The 17,230-nt window shown below is 72.3% G+C and carries 13 protein-coding genes; 10 read left to right on the top strand and 3 right to left on the bottom strand.

The features are described from left to right. Positions 1 to 16: 16 nt before the first annotated feature. The 4 genes from OG595_RS23175 to OG595_RS23160 all read left to right on the top strand — a co-directional run bounded on the left by OG595_RS23175 (position 17) and on the right by OG595_RS23160 (position 4,164). Positions 17 to 871: a GAF and ANTAR domain-containing protein gene (locus tag OG595_RS23175; RefSeq protein WP_329275005.1), complete on the top strand. Its 855-nt coding sequence runs from the start codon at positions 17 to 19 to the stop codon at positions 869 to 871. Positions 872 to 1,041: 170 nt separating this feature from the next. After that, positions 1,042 to 2,142, top strand: coding sequence for a sugar ABC transporter substrate-binding protein (locus OG595_RS23170; RefSeq protein WP_329275003.1), 1,101 nt, complete (start codon positions 1,042 to 1,044; stop codon positions 2,140 to 2,142). Positions 2,143 to 2,164: 22 nt separating this feature from the next. Further along, complete coding sequence (locus OG595_RS23165) at positions 2,165 to 2,941, top strand: ATP-binding cassette domain-containing protein (protein ID WP_329275000.1); 777 nt, start codon at positions 2,165 to 2,167, stop codon at positions 2,939 to 2,941. Positions 2,942 to 2,961: 20 nt separating this feature from the next. Continuing rightward, entirely contained in the window at positions 2,962 to 4,164 is a 1,203-nt protein-coding gene (locus OG595_RS23160) for a sugar ABC transporter permease (RefSeq protein ID WP_329274997.1), read from the top strand. 31 nt (positions 4,165 to 4,195) lie between these two features. Here the strand turns inward: OG595_RS23160 and OG595_RS23155 are convergent, their stop codons facing one another. After that, positions 4,196 to 5,377 carry an FAD-dependent monooxygenase gene (locus tag OG595_RS23155; protein ID WP_329274995.1) on the bottom strand — a complete coding sequence of 394 codons (1,182 nt, stop codon included), beginning with the start codon at positions 5,375 to 5,377 and terminating at the stop codon, positions 4,196 to 4,198. A gap of 251 nt (positions 5,378 to 5,628) precedes the next feature. On the opposite strand from OG595_RS23155, the gene OG595_RS23150 reads away from it, so the two are divergent. The 4 genes from OG595_RS23150 to OG595_RS23135 are packed head-to-tail and all read left to right on the top strand — an operon-like array spanning position 5,629 to position 9,540. Further along, complete coding sequence (locus tag OG595_RS23150) at positions 5,629 to 6,210, top strand: hypothetical protein (protein WP_329274992.1); 582 nt, start codon at positions 5,629 to 5,631, stop codon at positions 6,208 to 6,210. Positions 6,211 to 6,212: 2 nt separating this feature from the next. Continuing rightward, positions 6,213 to 7,517 (top strand): peptidoglycan-binding domain-containing protein, encoded by a 1,305-nt coding sequence (locus tag OG595_RS23145; RefSeq protein WP_329274990.1) that lies wholly within the window; start codon positions 6,213 to 6,215, stop codon positions 7,515 to 7,517. Then, on the top strand, positions 7,514 to 8,332 hold the full coding sequence (locus OG595_RS23140) for an ABC transporter ATP-binding protein (RefSeq protein ID WP_329274987.1): 819 nt from the start codon (positions 7,514 to 7,516) through the stop codon (positions 8,330 to 8,332). Before OG595_RS23145 ends, OG595_RS23140 begins: the two co-directional genes overlap by 4 nt. After that, positions 8,329 to 9,540 (top strand): ABC transporter permease, encoded by a 1,212-nt coding sequence (locus tag OG595_RS23135; protein ID WP_329274984.1) that lies wholly within the window; start codon positions 8,329 to 8,331, stop codon positions 9,538 to 9,540. The genes OG595_RS23140 and OG595_RS23135 overlap by 4 nt, the downstream gene beginning before the upstream one ends. Positions 9,541 to 9,653: 113 nt before the next feature. Here the strand turns inward: OG595_RS23135 and OG595_RS23130 are convergent, their stop codons facing one another. Next, positions 9,654 to 10,007, bottom strand: a complete 354-nt coding sequence (locus OG595_RS23130) for an SH3 domain-containing protein (RefSeq protein WP_329274981.1) — start codon at positions 10,005 to 10,007, stop codon at positions 9,654 to 9,656. 272 nt (positions 10,008 to 10,279) lie between these two features. On the opposite strand from OG595_RS23130, the gene OG595_RS23125 reads away from it, so the two are divergent. Beyond that, entirely contained in the window at positions 10,280 to 11,908 is a 1,629-nt protein-coding gene (locus OG595_RS23125) for a sensor histidine kinase (RefSeq protein WP_329274979.1), read from the top strand. A 57-nt stretch (positions 11,909 to 11,965) separates the two neighbouring features. Here the strand turns inward: OG595_RS23125 and OG595_RS23120 are convergent, their stop codons facing one another. Further along, a complete protein-coding gene (locus tag OG595_RS23120; RefSeq protein ID WP_329274976.1) occupies positions 11,966 to 12,670 on the bottom strand; it encodes a response regulator transcription factor in 705 nt (234 codons plus the stop codon). A 434-nt stretch (positions 12,671 to 13,104) separates the two neighbouring features. Here OG595_RS23120 and OG595_RS23115 point away from each other — a divergent pair, with 434 nt between their 5' ends. Beyond that, positions 13,105 to 17,229: a WD40 repeat domain-containing protein gene (locus tag OG595_RS23115; RefSeq protein WP_329274973.1), complete on the top strand. Its 4,125-nt coding sequence runs from the start codon at positions 13,105 to 13,107 to the stop codon at positions 17,227 to 17,229. Position 17,230 lies beyond the last annotated feature (1 nt).

Below are 17,230 nucleotides of genomic sequence, written 5' to 3'. Positions count from 1 at the left end.
GGCGTAGCCTGGGCGCATGGACCCGCAGGGGCGCCCGGAGGACCTCGGTCTGGCGGCTGCGGCACGGCAACGTGCCGCGCTGGCCCGTGAGCGCGCGGACCGGGCGGAGGCGGCGGCCGAGCGGCACGAACTGCTGGCGGCGAAGTCCGGGCGGGAGTTCCACAGCCAGATCGCCGGTGCGCATCGCAGAACCGCCGAGTGCCATCGCGCCTCGGCCCGGCTCCAGGACAGTTTCGCCCTCCGTGCGACGGCGTGGGCCGGCGGGCGGGGCACCCGGCCGCGGTTCATGACGGTGGTCGCGGAGGCGTGCGGTACCGACAGTGCGGCGATGGCACTGCTCGACGCCGGGCAGAACCAGCTCGCGGTCGCCGTGTCGGACCAGTTGTCCCGTGCTGCCCAGGACCTGGAGTACGTACTGGGTGAGGGTCCGGGCCAGGACGCGGTGGCGGGACACCGTCCGGTGCATGTGTCCGGGCCCGGGATCGAGGCGCGCTGGCCGGGGTACGGGCCTTCCCTGGTGTCGCTGGGTGTCGCCTCGGTGGCCGCCGTACCGCTGCGGACCCAGGACAACTGCATCGGGTCGCTGACGGTGTTCGACCCGCGGCCGGCGGACGCGGGGCCCGCCCGCCTCGCCGAGGTCGCCGAGGCCCTCACCCGCATCGTGCTGCTCGACCCGGACGCCGACCCGGACCTCTACGGCGGGACCGACGTACGAGCCACCGTGCACCAGGCGGTCGGGATGGTGTCCGTACGGATCGGCTGCTCGGTCGCGGACGCGCTGGCGCTCATCAAGGCCGTGGCGTTCGCCGAGGAGGTGTCCTCCGACACCGTCGCCCGGCAGGTCGTGCACGGGGACCGGAAACTCATCTGAGGGAGAAGTGTGCCCCCGGTGCCGCTCCGGCCGGCGAAGCCGTCACGCCGGGTGGCGGTGCGCGGGACCCCGGCGGTTTGGCTACGCTTGACTTCAAGGTCGCATACATACCTTTTGGGTTGATTTTTTACTGCGCTCCAGAATCGCACAACAGTTCTAAGGAACCGAACATGGGTCTCGGTGCCGGTCCTCCAGCCCTGAAACGTGGGTTCCTCGCGGTCTCGGTCGCCGCCGGTCTGGGCCTGGTCGCGGCCTGTGGAAACGAAGGCGGCGAAGGAGCCGGCGGCGACAGTCCCACCGTGGGTGTTCTCCTGCCCGGAGGTGGCTCCTCGCGGTTCGGGCAGTTCGACAAGCCGCTCATCGTGAAGAAGCTGAAGCAGTTGTGCCCGGACTGTCCTGCCGCGACCGTCGCCGCCACGGCCGACCCGACGGTTCAGCAGCAGCAGTTCGAGGCGATGATCACCCGGGGTGTGGACGTGCTCGTCCTCGCCGCCGTCGACCCCCAGCTGATGCGGCCCTCCGTCGAGGCCGCGCACCGGGCCGGTATTCCCGTCGTCGCCTACGACCGGCTCGCGCAGGGGCCGATCTCCGGGTACGTCACCTTCGACGGGGAGGAGGTCGGGCGCCTCCAGGCCGAGGGGCTGCTGAAGGCCATGGGCGCCGAGGCCGACGGTGGGCGGATCGTCATGATGAACGGGGCCACCACCGACCCCAACGCCGGGTGGTACAAGGAGGGCGCGCTTGCCGTGCTCAAGGGCAGGGTGCGGATCGCCAAGTCGTACGACACCGTCGGGTGGCGGCCCGAGAACGCCTACGTCAACATGACCGGCGCCATCGCCGCCCTCGGCGCGGAGAACATCGACGGTGTTCTCTCCGCCAACGACAGCATGGCCGGTGCCGTCGTCTCCGCCCTCAACGCCGCCAAGGTCAGGCCGCTGCCCCCGATCACCGGACAGGACGCCGACCTCACGGCCGTACGGCGGATCGTCAAGGGCGACCAGTACATGACCGTCTACAAGCCCTTCAAGCGCGCGACCGACGCGACCGTCGAGATGGCCGTCGCCCTCGGGCGCGGCGAGAAGGTCGGGGCCATCGCCACCGGCAGCGTCGACAGCCCCACCACCGAGGACGTGCCGGCGGTCCTGCTGCCGTCCGTCCCGGTGACTGTCGGCAATATCGGGGAGACGCTGGTCAAGGACGGTATGTACACCGTCGACGAGATCTGTACGCCTGCCCTCCGGGCCGCCTGTGACCGGGCCGGCCTCACCTGACGCGTCCTAAGGAGGTGGCCCCGTGCCCGGTCAGCCCCTGCTGGCGCTGCGCGGTGTGTCCAAGCGGTTCGCCGCCGTACAGGCACTGGTCGACATCGAACTGGAGGTCAGGGCCGGCGAGGTGGTCGCCCTGGTCGGTGACAACGCCGCCGGGAAGTCCACCCTGGTCAAGGTGATCTCGGGGGTCGGGCCCCCGGACAAGGGTGTGGTCGAGTGGGAGGGCAGCGCCGTCCAGATCCGGCGGCCCCAGGACGCCAGCCTCCTCGGGATCGCGACCGTCTACCAGGACCTCGCGATGTGCGAGAACCTCGATGTCGTCGCCAACCTCTTCCTCGGCCGGGAGATCCACCGCTTCGGCATCCTCGACGAGGTCGAGATGGAGCGCCGCACCCGCGAGCTGCTGCACACGCTGTCCATCCGGATTCCCGACGTACGGGTGCCTCTCGCCAGTCTCTCCGGCGGCCAGCGGCAGGTCGTCGCGATCACCCGGTCGTTTCTCGCCTCGCCCCGGCTGCTCCTGCTCGACGAGCCCACCGCCTCCCTGGGCATCCAGCAGACCAACCAGCTCCTCGACCTGATCGAGGAACTGCGCGACAAAGGGCTCGGGGTGCTCCTCATCAGCCACAACATGAGCGACATCAAGGCCGTCGCCGACCGGGTCGCCGTCCTGCGGCTGGGCCGCAACAACGGCCTCTTCGACGTCAACACCACCTCACAGGAGCAGATCATCTCCTCCATCACCGGCGCGGCCGACCATGCCGTGGCCCACCGGCCGCACGCGGACGAGGTGTGGCCGTGAGAGGTGCGGCGCCGAGAGGCGTGGCCGGGAAAGTGAGGCCGCGCCTCGTGGCGTGCGCCGGTGCCGTGCGCCGCAGGGTGCGCGAGGGCGGGCTCGGGCCCGCCCCGGTGCTCCTCGCGCTCGCCGTGACCTGGGTCGTCTTCCAGTGCCTCAACGATCATTTCCTGTCGCCGCGCAACCTGTCCGTCCTCAGCGTGGACATCGTCGGGACCGGCATGGTCGCCGTCGGCATCGTCTTCGTCCTGCTGATCGGTGAGATCGATCTGTCCGTGGGGTCGCTCGCCGGTCTGGCGGGCGCCCTGTTCGCGGCGCTGAACGTGAACCTCGGTATGACGGAATGGCTCGCCGTGGTCATCGCGGTGATCTGCGGTACGGCCATCGGGGCGCTCCACGGGTTCCTCTTCGCCCGGTTCCGCGTACCCGCCTTCGTCGTCACCCTCGCCGGACTGCTGGCCTGGAGCGGCCTGATGCTCTACCTGCTCGGCCCGGACAGTTCCATCCACTTCAGCGAGGACGGGCTGGTCGCCACGCTGACCAGCCGCTACTTCAGCGCCCCCGTCCTCACCTACGGGCTCGCGGCGCTCTGCACGGCCGTCCACCTCCTCGTCTCCCTGCGCGACCGCGGACGCCGGGCCGGCGCCGGGATGCCGTGCCGGCCGGTGGGCGAGATCTGGGTGCGTACGGCCCTGGTCGCCCTCGTCGCGTTCGCCGCGGTCTCCGTGCTGGACCGCTTCGAGGGGCTCCCGCTGGCGCTGCTGATCTTCCTCGGGGTCATCGTCGCCTCGGACCTGCTGCTGCGCCGCACGCCCTACGGACGGCAGGTCCTCGCCCTGGGCGGCGGAGTGGAGGCGGCACGGCGGGCCGGCGTCGACGTGACGCGCGTACGGATCTCGGTGTTCATGGTGTCGGGGACGCTGGCGGCGGTCGGCGGGCTGTTCGTCGCGTCGCGGTTCACCTCGGCGAGCCCGGTCTCGGGCTCCGGCATGCTGCTGATCAACGCCGTGGCCGCCGCCGTCATCGGCGGCACCAGCCTGTTCGGCGGACGCGGCTCGACCTGGTCCGCGCTGCTGGGGGTGCTCATCATCCAGTCGATCGCCTCCGGCATGGCGCTGCTGGGCGTCGAGACCGCCGTCCAGTTCATGATCACGGGTGGGGTGCTGATCACCGCGGTGATCTTCGACTCGCTGGCGCGGCGCACCCCCGAGTCCCGTGGGCGGGCCTGAGAGACGGCCACACCCACCTGCCCCCGACCACTCACTCCTCCGGTACGTCGTCCCGCCACGCCGTCGCGTGCGGGCCGAACCTGTTCTCGTCGCCGTACGCCACCATCCGGGCGTTGCGGGCCTCGGCCTCCGGCCCGTCCGGCAGGTGGTAGGCATCGCCCGCGCTCGCCGAACCGGCCTGCACCCGCGTCGCGGTGGCGAGCCGTCGGCGTACGAACCGGGTGAGCGCGTCCGGGATCTCCGCCGGGGCCGTGTCCGCGAGGGAGTCGCCCAGGACCGCCGCGTCCATGATGGCCTGGGCGGCGCCCTGGGCCTGGAACGGCACCATCGCATGGGCGCTGTCGCCGAGCAGCGTCACCCTGCCTATGTTCCAACGGGCCAGCGGGGCGCGGGTGTTGATGCCGTACCGGAACACCTGGCCGGCGCGTCCCAGGGCGGTGAGCACCCGGCGGTCCCAGCCGGCGAACTCGCGGAGCTGTTCTCCCGGTTCCGCCCGGGCGGTCCATGACTCGCGCACCGACTCCGACTCCGCGGCCCCTGCTGTGAACACGGCGACCAGGTTGAGGAGTCGGCCGCCGCGCACCCAGTAGTGGACGACGTGCCGGCCCGGTCCGAGCCAGGCCGCGTACTCCGGCAGGTCCAGGTCGGCCACCTCGGCGGCCGGGAGCAGTGCCCGGTAGGCGGCGGTACCGGAGAAGACGGCCTCGTCGGCGCCGAACAGCCACTGGCGGGCGGCGGACCGCACCCCGTCGGCGGCCACGACCAGGTCCGCGCCGAGGCGTTCACCGTCGGCCGTGGTGACATGGGCGGTTCTGTCGTCCTGGTCGATGCCCACGACCTGGGTGTTCAGCCGCACCGAGCGGGGCGGAATCCTGGCGGCCAGGGCCTGGTGCAGGTCGGCCCGGTGGACCTGCAGGTAGGGCGCCCCGAACTCGTCCTCGACGTCGGGGCCGAGCACGTAGCCGCAGATCTCGGTGCCGTCCGACCAGGTGCGGAAGCTCAGCCTGGAGGGGCGGGCGGCCCGGGCGGCGACCGTGTCGAGCAGGCCCAGCCGGCGCAGTACGCGGGTGGCGTTGGGCGCGAGCTGGATGCCGGCGCCGATCTCGGTGAAGCGCCGCGCCCGCTCGACGAGGGTGACCTCGTGACCGGCCGCGCGCAGGCTCAGTGTCGCGGCCAGTCCGCCGATGCCCGCGCCCACGACGATCGCCCTCATTGCCCCGCCCTCCCCGATTCGCGGCGTGGTACGGACCGATCCTCGCCCTGCGGCACGGCGTCGTCGAGAGCCGAGAGCCGAGAGCCTTTGCGTAGACGCAGACGACAGACACAAACACAGGCGCATGCGCATGCAATCCGGTCGCATGATCGGATGACAGGTTCTTCAAAAGTTCTTCATCATGTCCGTTCTACCGTCGGGCTGCCCGCCGCGTTCGTGGCCGGGCACGACAGGAGGACGGGGAGAAACCGATGAGGACGAATCGGGTACTGCTGGCCGTGGCGGCCTCGGTCATGGCGTTCGCGCTGACCGGCTGCGGAGGCGACGACGGTGGCTCGAAGGTTCCCACGGCGGCGAGCGGTGGAGCGACCACGGCGTCCGGCTCGTCGGCCGGGAACGGCTCCGGGGACGATGTGGCCGCGTACGTGGCGGCCCAGGGCAAGTACGTGAAGTGTCTGCGGGAGAACGGGATCGACGCACCGGACCCGGACGCGCAGGGCAACATCGACTTCGGCGGCGGCGACAATCTGCGGGCCCTGAAGAAGGACCCGAAGTTCAAGACCGCCTCGGTGGCGTGTGCCGAGTATCTGACGGCCGTTCCCGAGAGCGTCGAGAAGGGCAACCAGCCCGCGCTCACCGCCGCGCAGATCAAGGTGAAGCAGGAGTACGCCACCTGCATGCAGAAGAACGGCGCCGCCGACTTCCCCGACCCGGGTGCCGACGGGCTGGGCCAGGGCGAGTGGGACCAGACGTCGGCCGGGGCCAAGCGGGCCACCCGCGTCTGCGGGCCGATCATCGGCGTTCCGGCGACCGCCGCCCCGGGCAAGGGCTGACCGTGACGGAGACGGACACCGTGACGCACTTCGACGACGCCGAGCCGACGGACGTCGACCCGGCGGAAACCGAACCGCCCCGCGGTGCGCGTGGCCGGCGCACCGCGCTCATCGCCTGTGCCGTGGTCGTCGTGGCGGCCGTCGCCGTGGTCGGGGCTCTCGGGCTCGGCGGCGGCGAGGAGAAGGGCCCGAGCGCACCGCCCCGGGCCGGTTCGGTCGTTCCGGTCACCCGGGCGACGCTCACCGAACGCACGGACGTGGACGGGCAGTTGGGCTTCGGTACGGAGATACCGCTGCCGGTGAAGGCGACGGGCACCGTGACCTGGCTGCCCCAGCAGGGCGCGACGGTGGAGCGCGGCGACACGCTGCTGCGGGTCGACGACCGTCCCGTGGTGCTGCTGTACGGGTCGATGCCCATGTACCGGGATCTCGCTCTCACCTCGACCGCCGCCTCCTCCTCTGTCGCCGGGTCCGCGGAGTCCGGATCCGGGGAGTCCGACACCGGGACCGGCGCCGCCGCGTCCCCCTCCCCCACCACGGGAACGGAGACGGGAACCGGAACGGGAACAGGGACAGGAACAGGAACCGCGGCACCCGCGCCGCTCACCGGTATGGACGTCCTGCAGTTCGAGACCAACCTCGCCGCGCTCGGCTACACCGGCTTCACGGTGGACGAGAAGTTCACCGACGCCACCGCGCGGGCCGTCAAGCGCTGGCAGAAGTCGCTCGGGCTGGCCGAGACCGGGACGGTCGGTGTCGGGGACGTCATCTACTCCGCCGGCAAGGTACGGATCGGTCAGCCGGGCGCCCGGCTCGGCGCGGCCGTCGGCGAGAACACGCTGACGTACACCGGTACGGCACGCAAGGTCGTCGTCAACGCCTCGGCGGCGGACGCCGGTTGGGCCGTACGCGGCACGGTCGTCGGGATCACGCTGCCCGACGGGAAGTCCGTCAAGGGCGAGGTCGCCTCGGTCGGGCGGCAGGCCAGCGCCCCCGAGGGGGGCAGCTCCGAGGGCGAGTCGGGGGCGGGCGCCGCGACCCTGCCGGTGACCATCACCATCGCGGACCAGAAGTCCGTGGGACGGCTGGAGAGCGGGCCCGTCACCGTCGAGTACGTGGGCCGTGAGGTCAAGGACGTGCTGAGTGTGCCGGTCGCCGCGCTGGTCGCCCTCGCCGAGGGCGGACACGGGCTGGAGACCGAGGACGGCCGGTTCGTCGCGGTGAGGACGGGACTCTTCGCCGACGGGAACGTGCAGGTCAGCGGTCCCGGGGTGGACGAGGGCATGAAGGTGAGGATTCCCGAGTGAACGAGTCCGCACCTCCGGCCGCGTCGACTCCGACCACGGCCACTCCGGCCGCATCGACTCCGACCACGTCGGCTCCGGCCGCGTCGACTGCTGTCGCGCCGACGCCCGTTGTCGAGTTCGACGGCGTCTCCAAGACCTATCCCGGCGGGGTCGCCGCCGTCCGTGACGTGAGTCTGCGGATCGGGCGCGGCGAACTGGTCGGGGTGGTCGGGCCGTCGGGGTCCGGCAAGTCGAGCATGCTGCACCTCATGGGGAGCCTGGACCGGCCCTCGGCGGGGCGGGTCCTGGTCGACGGGTACGACGTGGCGAAGCTGTCCGACCGTGAGGTCTCCGCGCTGCGGGCCACCCGGATCGGCTTCGTCTTCCAGCAGTTCCATCTGGCCGTCGGGGTCCCGGTGCTGGACTCGGTGGCGGACGGGCTGCTCTACACGGGCATGCCGATGCGCCGCCGCCGGGCCAGGGCCGCGTCCGCGCTCGCCCGGGTCGGGCTCAGCCATCGCGTCCGGCATCTGCCGCACCAGCTCTCCGGGGGCGAGCGGCAGCGGGTCGCGGTCGCCCGTGCGGTGGTCGGCGAGCCGTCGGTCCTGCTGGCGGACGAGCCGACCGGCAACCTCGACTCCGTGTCGGGGGCCGCCGTACTGGAACTGCTGCGCGAACTGCACGCGGCCGGTACGACGGTCGTGGTCATCACCCACGACCTGGAGATCGCCGGCCGGCTCCCCCGCCGTATCGAGATGCGCGACGGCCGTCTCATCAACGACACCCCGCAGAACACGACTTCGGGTTCGAGTACGACGATCGGGGCGCATCGGTGACCGACCCCTTGGACAGGCCCAGGCCGTTGCGCGCCGCGCGGCTGCGGCCCGCCGACGTCGTACGGCTCGGCGGGACCGGGCTGCGGACGCGGCCGTTGCGGGTGTTCCTGTCGGCGCTCGGGATCGCCATCGGGGTCGCCGCCATGGTCGCGGTGGTCGGTATCTCCGGGTCAGGGCAGGCGGAGGTGGACCGGCGGCTGGACGCCCTGGGGACGAACCTGCTGCGGGTCGCCCCCGGCGAGTCCCTCACGGGCGAGAAGACCAGGCTGCCGTACGAGGCTGTCGCGATGGTCCGGCGTATCCCGCCCGTGGAGCAGGTGACCGCCACCGGCGCGGTCAGCGCCAGCGTGTACCGCAACGAGCGCATCGCCATCGGACGGACCAACTCGCTGACCGTGCTCGCGTCGGGCACCGACCTGCTGCCCGCCGTCGGCGGGGAGATGAACAGGGGCCGCTGGCTGGACTCGGCCACCGACAAGTACCCGGCGGTCGTGCTGGGCGCCACGGCGGCGCAGCGCCTGGACGTGTACACCCCGGGGACCCGGCTGTGGATCGGTGGCCGCTGGTTCTCCCTGATCGGCGTCCTCGAACCCGTGCCGCTGGCGCCGGAGCTGGACAGTGCCGCGCTGGTCGGCTGGCAGGCGGCCCGGAGCTATCTGCGCTTCGACGGTCATCCGTCGACGGTCTACGTCCGTGCCGAGGACAGCCAGGTGACCGCCGTACGGTCGGTGCTGGCGGCGACCGCCTACCCGGAGAAGCCGGGCGAGGTGCAGATCTCGCGGCCCTCCGACGCGCTCGCGGCCCGCGAGGCCACCGAGTCGGCGCTGACCGGGCTGCTGCTCGGGCTCGGCGGGGTCGCGCTGCTCGTCGGTGGGGTGGGCGTGGGCAACACCATGGTCATCTCGGTGCTGGAGCGGCGGCCGGAGATCGGGCTGCGCCGCGCTCTCGGGGCGACCCGGGGCCAGATCCGGACGCAGTTCGTGACGGAGTCGCTGCTGCTGTCCCTCATCGGCGGGCTGGGCGGGACGGTGCTCGGCACGGCCATCACGGCGGGCTACGCCGTCAGCCGCGACTGGCCGACGGTCGTCCCGGCGTGGGCCAGCGTCGCGGGCATCGGTTCGACCCTGCTCATCGGCATGATCGCCGGGCTCTATCCGGCGGTCCGGGCGAGCCGGCTGGCTCCGACGGAGGCGCTGGCCGGCACATGACCACCACCGGGCGTTCTGGCCGACGTTCCGGTGGTACGGAGCGGGGGCGGACCCGAGAACCGGGAACGCCCCCGCTGTCGCGCTATTTCACTGTGCGAGCCGTACCGGGCGGATCAGAAGCCGCAGTACACGCTGCTGCCGTTGTCGCTCAGCAGGTCGTCGCGGATCCAGCCGGTGACACCGGTGGCGTCGTTCCTGACGAACGTCCAGGTGCCGCCCTCGCCGGAGGTCCAGCAGTGGTAGTCCAGCGCCTGGGTGTTGTAGGCAATGCCCTTGATGGTGCAGCCGGTGCTGGAACCGCTGCGCTCGTTGGCCCCGTTGGCCGTCTTGTTCCAGGAGCTGCCGTCCTTGTCGGCCACGGTGGTGCCGCACGAGGCGGACGCACTGGCCGGCGAGGCGATGGACAGCGGAACGGCGATGGCCACGGCCGCGAGTGCGGGAACGACGGCCGCGATTCGACGCTTCATTTCATACCCCCTGTATGTGATTCGTCGGCGCTGCGAAATGCGAAAGCAGCGGCCCCTGGACCCCCTGCGACAACTGGGGAGCCAGTGGCTTAAGTACGATCACCTCGCGTTAATGCTGAAGAAATAATTCCGCTCGCAACTGTCCATATCTGATACTTCACAGGCCGAAAGTGACTGGGGGGAGAATTCGCCACTCCTGGGGTTTTCTGGCCGACCCCGCCCTCTTGTCATCCGCTGTCATCCGCCGCCATCCGCACCGAAAGGGTCACGCGATGAGTTTCCGGCTCCGGGTCCTCGGCCTGCTCATGCTGGTCGCCCTGGCCGCCACCGCCGCCACCGGCTGGCTGACCCTGCGGCAGGCGAACCGCCAGGTCCAGGAGACCGTCACGGCCGGGCGGCAGGAGGTCGCCCGGATCACCGGCGAGCTGCGGACGTACGGATTCACCCACGGCACCTGGGAGGGGCTCTCGCCCACGGTCGCCGAGCTCGCCCGGGACACCGGCCAGCGCATCCGGGTCGCCACCGAGTCCGACGTACTGCTCACCGACTCCGACGCCCTGGCCGGACGTACGCCCCGTGCCCTGAGCGGCCAGCCCGCGGTGCTGGTGGACGCGCGGCCGGTGCTGAAGGTGCCCGCGGGGCAGGGGCACCGGGCCTCGATGAAGCAGGTCTCCGTCGCGATCGCCGAATACCGCGCCGAAGTGGCGTACGCGGCCTGCCTCACGGAGGCCGGAGCCGAGGTGACCGTCCGGCCGGACGGCCTGGGCATCCCCCGGTACAGCACCGACCGGCGGCCCGCGCGGTGCCCGGCGCCGGGCACCGACGGTCCGCTGGCCCCGGCGGATCTGGACGCCGTCGACGCCTGCCGGGCCCAGCAGCAGTTCACCGTCTGTCTGCAACGGGTGTTCAACAGCCGGGTCGGCCCGGCCGCCCCGCCCCGGCTGGAGGTCCGGCTCGGTGTGCGGAACGAGTCGGCGCCCACCCTTGCCGCCGCGCCCACAGTGGCCGTCGCGGCGGGCGTCGCCCTCGCGGTCGTCGCCGTCGGGCTGCTGCTGAGCAGGGCCGTCCTGCGTCCCGTACGGGCCATGACGGTCGCCGCGAAGGGGCTCGGCGAGGGCGACCTCGGGCGCCGGGTGCCCGTCTCCGGGCGGGACGAGATCGCACAGCTCGGCGGCGCCTTCAACCGTATGGCCGACTCCATCCAGGCCGGCGAGGAACGGCAGCGCCGGCTCACCGGGGACATCGCGCACGAGCTGCGCACCCCGCTGGCCAACCTGCGCGGGTATCTGGAGGCGCTGCGGGACGGGGTCGTCGACCCGACCCCCGAACTGCTCGAATCCCTCCACCGGGAGGCCCTGCTCCAGCAGCGGATCGTGGACGACCTTCAGGATCTCGCCCTCGCGGAGGCGGGCGCGCTCACCTACCACCCCGCCGACGTCGACCTGCGCGAGATCCTGGAGGCCGGGCGCCGGGCCCATCACGCCCAGGCCGAGGCGGCGGGTGTCGCGCTGCGGCTGGAGGCGCCGGAGCCGGTCCACGTCACCGCGGACACGGACCGGCTGCGCCAGGTCGTCGGGAACCTGGTCGGCAACGCGCTGCGGGCCACCCCGGCGGGCGGCTCGGTCACGCTGGCCGTGCTCCCCCGGGGGGAGCTGGCCGTCGTGGAGGTCCGGGACACCGGCAAGGGGATATCGCCGGAGGACCTGCCGCACCTCTTCGACCGCTTCTGGCGCGCGGACGCGTCACGGGGGCGGGCGACCGGGGGCAGCGGGCTCGGGCTGTCGATCGCCCGCCAGATCGTCACGGATCACCGGGGCACGATCGACGTACGCAGCGAGGTCGGGGCGGGGACGACGTTCACGATCGTGCTGCCGAGGGCGGCTGAGCGCTCCGCCGGGTAGGCGCCCGTTCCACCGCGGCTCCGGCGGAGGCGGATGCCGACGGGGCCCCGCGTCCCTTCAGGGCGCTGTCGAACCGTCGGCCAGGCGGTAGCCCCGGCCGTACACCGTTTCCAGCAGCCGGGGTCCGCCCTGGCGTCCCGCTTCCAGCTTCCTGCGTAAGTTCATGACGTGGGCGTCGACCGTGCGCTCCAGTACGTCCCGGTCGTACCCGAAGACGCGTTCGATTATCTGGGCCCGGGTGAAGACGCGGCCGGGTTCGCGGGCCAGGGTCTCCAGGATGTTGAACTCCTTGGAGGTCAGCGCCACCGGCCGGCCGCCCATCCGTACCTCGAAGCGCGCCGTGTCCAGCTCCATCTCGCCGACCCGCAGCACCGACGGCTGCGCCGCCGCGCCCGCCTTGCGGGACCGGCGCAGCAGCGCCCGCACCCGCGCGGTCAGTTCCCGGGGGCTGTACGGCTTGGTGAGGTAGTCGTCGGCGCCGAGGTCGAGGCCCAGGAGCATGTCCTCCTCGGTGGTGCGGGCGGTGAGCAGCAGGATCGGCACGTCCGACTCGGTGCGCAGGATGCGGCACACGTCGAGTCCGTCGACCAGGGGCAGCATCACGTCGAGGACGATGAGGTCGGGCCGGGTCGAGCGGGCCCGCTCCAGGGCCGCGCGGCCGTCGGCGACGACCTGCACCGCGTTCCCCTCCCGTTCCAGATAGATCCGGATCAGGCGGGACTGCATCTCGTCGTCTTCGGCGACCAGAATCCGAGCGCTCAACGGTTCTCCCCCAACAACCCCGACAAGGCCCTGCGCGTACCGGCACCGTACTGCGGCCGCAACGCGCCGTTCGGCACCGGTCCCTCCCCACGTGGGGACCGGTGCCGAACGATGGACGGGGATCCGGGACGCGTCCGGACGATGCCGGTTTTCCGCGGATCTCAGGCCCACGCGGTGCGACCGACTCCCCCGGCCGGCGAATCCGACGGAAGCTGGCCGAGAACGTTCGGTTCCCGAGCTGCCCTGGGGATCGCTGCGCTGGTGGTCCGGGTGGACGCCACGTGGCTGGTTCCTTGTTGCGTCATGATCCTGCCATCCAAGGCTCCAAGAGTGGAGGTTCCGGTACAGGCCGGACGGCTTAACCGCAGGTCAGCCATATAGAATGGGTTTTCCGGTCCGGATGACACCGGATGACGAGGCGGGGGAAGTAAGGGGTGGAGACCTTGAGTTCCGACTCAGGGGCACGCACGGCCTTCGCGGAGCGGCTCTCGCTGTTGTACAAGGAGGCCGGTAATCCTCCCCTCAAACGGGTGTCCGAAGCCGTCGCCCAGTTGCAGCGGGTCGACGAGCGCGGGCGCCCCGTGCGGGTCTCCGTCCAGCGGATCAGCGACTGGCGGCGGGCCAAGAACGTGCCCGCCCAGTTCGCCGCCCTCGCCGCCGTCCTGAGTGTCCTCGTCCCGCAGGCCCGGCGCGACCGGCCCGTGCCCGTCTCCCCCGGGCTGTACGACATGGTCCAGTGGCAGCACCTGTGGGAGCGCGCCGTCGCCGACCCCGTCGGGGGCCGGGACACCGGGTCCCTGGACGAGGAGGAACCGGCCGCCGCCGAGGTCGTGGCCGTGCCGGGCGGGGTGTGCCCCTATCTGGGCCTCGCCTCGTACCGTCTGGAGGACACCCGGTGGTTCTTCGGCCGGGAGCGGAGCACCAACGCCCTTGTCGCCCAGCTCCGCGCGGCGGAAACCCCGGCGGCCCCGGAGACCGCAGGGACCGCGTCCGCCGACACCGACAGCGGCACAGGTGCCGGTGTCGGCACCGGCACCTGCGGTCTGGTCATGCTCGTGGGCGCGTCCGGGGCCGGCAAGTCGTCCCTGCTGAGCGCCGGGCTGGTGCCCGCGTTGCAGGAGGGGGCGCTGGGCGGCCCGGGTCAGCCGGCCCGCGAGGTCCTCCAGCTCGTCCCGGGCAGTGATCCCCTCGCCGAGCTGACCTGCCGTATCCCCGGGCTCTCGGAGATCGTGTCGCCGACCGGGCAGCCGGCGGCCGAACCCGGTACGCCCGAATTCGCCCGTGCCGTACGGGAGACGGTCGCCGCCTGGGCCCGCCGCGACGCCCCCGGCCCCGACTCCGACTCCGGGACCGTGTCCTCAGCCCGCCCCGTCATCATCGTCGACCAGTTCGAGGAAACGTTCACCCTCTGCCCCGACGAGACGGTCCGCAACACCTTCATCCAGCTCCTGCACGCCGCTTCCTCCCCTCCCGGACCCGGTGAGCGGGCCGGACGTGGTGAGGGGGCACCCGCGCTCGTCGTCCTCGGCATCCGCGCGGACTTCTACGACCAGTGCCTGCGCCATCCCGAACTCGCCGACGCGCTCCAGCACCGGCACATGGTCCTCGGGCCGCTGACCACGGCCGAGCTGCGGGAGGCGGTGACCGGTCCCGCCAAGGCGGTCGGCCTGGAGCTCGAACCGGGGCTCGCCGAGCTGATCGTGCGGGAGGTGAGCGCCGACGGCCCGCGCGGAACCCACGACGCGGGCGTGCTGCCGCTCCTCTCGCACGCCCTGCTCGCCACCTGGCAGCGCCGCAAGGCAGGCCGGCTGACGCTGTCCGGCTACCGCGCCGCCGGAGGTATCCAGGGAGCGGTCGCGGCGACCGCCGAGCGCGCCTGGACCGGCCTCGACCCGGCGGCACGTACCGCCGCGAGGCTGCTCCTGCTGCGGCTGGTGCGCCTCGGCGAGGACACCCAGGCCACCCGCAGACGCGGTACGCGACGGCAGCTGGCCGCCGAGTCGACGGACCCGGGCAAGACGGAGGAGTCCCTCGAAGCGCTGGTGCGCGCCCGGCTGGTGACACTCGACGCGGAGAGCGTGGAGATCACCCACGAGGCGCTGCTGCACGCCTGGCCGCGCCTGCGCGACTGGATCGACGAGGACCGGGGCGGCAACCTGCTGCGCCAGCGCCTGGAGGACGACAGCAGATCCTGGGAGGAGTCGAAGCGCGACTCGTCCCTCCTCTACCGGGGCTCCCGGCTGGAGCAGGCCCACACCTGGGCGAGGTCAGCCGGTGACACCTCCCTGACCCGCAGCGCGGTGCAGTTCCTGGCCGCCTCGGTCAGGCTGCGCCGACGCACCGTGGTGATCAGCCGCGCCGCCGTCGCCGTGGTGGTCGTGCTGGCCCTGCTGGCCGCGGGGGCCGCGCTGATCGCCCGGCAGCAGCGCGACGACGCGGTGTTCGAGAACGTGCTCGCCGAGGCCGACCGCGTCCAGTACACGGACCCGTCGCTGTCGGCGCAGCTCAGTCTGGTCGCCCACGGTCTCCGTCCGGACGACGCGGGCACCCGCAGCCGGCTGATCTCGATCGTGAACACCCCGCTGTCCACCCCGCTGATCGGTCACACCGGCGCCGTCTACCTCACCACGTTCAGCCCGGACGGGCGGCTCCTGGCCACCGCCAGCTACGACAGGACCGTACGCCTGTGGAACGTGGCGGACCCGTCGGACCCCAAGCCGCTCGGCAAACCCCTCGCCGCGAACGCGAGCTGGGTGAGCAGCGCGGTCTTCAGCCCCGACGGCCGCACCCTCGCCGCCGCGGGCGACGACGGCACGATCCGCCTCTGGGACCTGTCCGACCCCGCGCGTCCGCGCTCCCTCGGCGCGCCCCTGACCGAGCACGACGGCACGATCTATCTCATCGCCTTCAGCCCGGACGGCCGTACGCTCGCCTCGGCCGGCGAGGACCGCACGGTCCGCCTGTGGAACATGGCCGACCGGGCCCGCCCCAGATCGATCGGCACCCTCACCGGCGCGGGCGCCGCGGTGCGCGCGATCGCGTTCAGCCACGACGGCCGGAAACTGGCGGCGGGCGGCGACGACAACGCGATCCGGCTGTACGACGTGTCGAAGCCGGACGATCCGAAGCCGTACGGCACGAAGCTGACCGGGCACACGGACCTGGTGCACTCCGTGGCCTTCAGCCCGGACGGCCGCACCCTCGCCAGCGGCGCCGCCGACGACACGATCCGGCTGTGGGACGTGTCCGACCCCGCGCACGCCTCCCAGCTCGGCGCGCCGCTCACCGGCCACACGGACGCGATCTGGTCGGTGGCCTTCAGCCCGGACGGGTCCACGCTGGCCGCCGCCAGCGCGGACAGCACCGCGAGCCTTTGGAACGTCAGCGATCCGCAGTACCCCTCCCAGGTCGGCGAACCCCTCGCGGGCAGCAGCGGCGAGATGTACGCGCTGGGCTTCAGCCCCGACGGCCGTACGCTCGCCACGGGCAGCGGCGACAGCAGGGTCCGGCTGTGGTCCCTGCCGACGACGGACATGATCGGCCGCCTCGGGGTGTTCCGCCCGGACGGCAAGCTGCTCGCCACGGGTTCGCGTGACGGACGGGTCCGGCTGTGGAACGTGGAGCGGCCCGACCACCCGGTGGCCCAGGGCGAACCGTTCACACCCGGGGAGGGCGAGGTACGGACGCCGGTGTTCTCCCCGGACGGCCGCACGCTCGCGATGGTGGCCGGGAACAGCACGGTGCAGCTGTGGAACGTCAGCGACTCGAAGCACCCCGTCGCCTGGGCGGACCCCGTGAAGGTGAGGACGCGGTTCGCCGCCTCGGTGGCGTTCAGCCCGGACGGACGCACGCTGGCCACGGCCTACGAGGACTTCACCATCCAGTTGTGGGACGCGAGCGACCCGGCCCGGCTGCGTCCGCTGGGCTCCCAGCTCACCGGGTACAAGGGCTACGTCAGCTCCCTCGTCTTCAGCCGGGACGGCCGCACGCTGGCCGGCGCGAGCTCCGACGGCACGATCCGGCTCTGGAACGTCGTCGACCCGGCCCGGGCCACCCTCGGCAAGGTGCTCAAGGGACACCTCGGTCCCGTCAACGAACTCGCCTACAGTCCGGACGGCCGTACGCTGGCCAGCGGGAGCGACGACGGCACGGTCCGCCTCTGGGACGTCACCGACCCGGCCGGGACGCACAGCCTGGGCCCTCCGCTCACCGGGCACACCGAGGCGGTCGAGGCGCTGTCGTTCAGCCCGAACGGTGAGGTACTGGCGAGCGGCGGCAACGACAACGGGGTCCGGCTCTGGGACGTCAGCGATCCGTCGCGGGCCACGTCCATCGGCCAGTCGATGAGTCCCAACGCCAAGACGGGCAACTTCCTGGCGTTCAGCCCCCGCGGCCGCATCGTCGGGGTGTCGAGCGGCGCGGACACGGTCCGGCTGTGGAACCTCGACGTGGACGCGGCGGTCACCCACATCTGCTCGACGACCCGGCGCGTCCTGACGGCCGAGAAGTGGCACGAGTATCTGCCACGGCTGCCGTACGAGCCCCCGTGCGACGAGTAGG

Source organism: Streptomyces sp. NBC_01451, from assembly GCF_036227485.1.
Taxonomy (GTDB): Bacteria; Actinomycetota; Actinomycetes; order Streptomycetales; family Streptomycetaceae; genus Streptomyces.
Note: the sequence above shows the minus strand (reverse complement) of the source record. Positions and strands in the feature narration are given on the sequence as shown.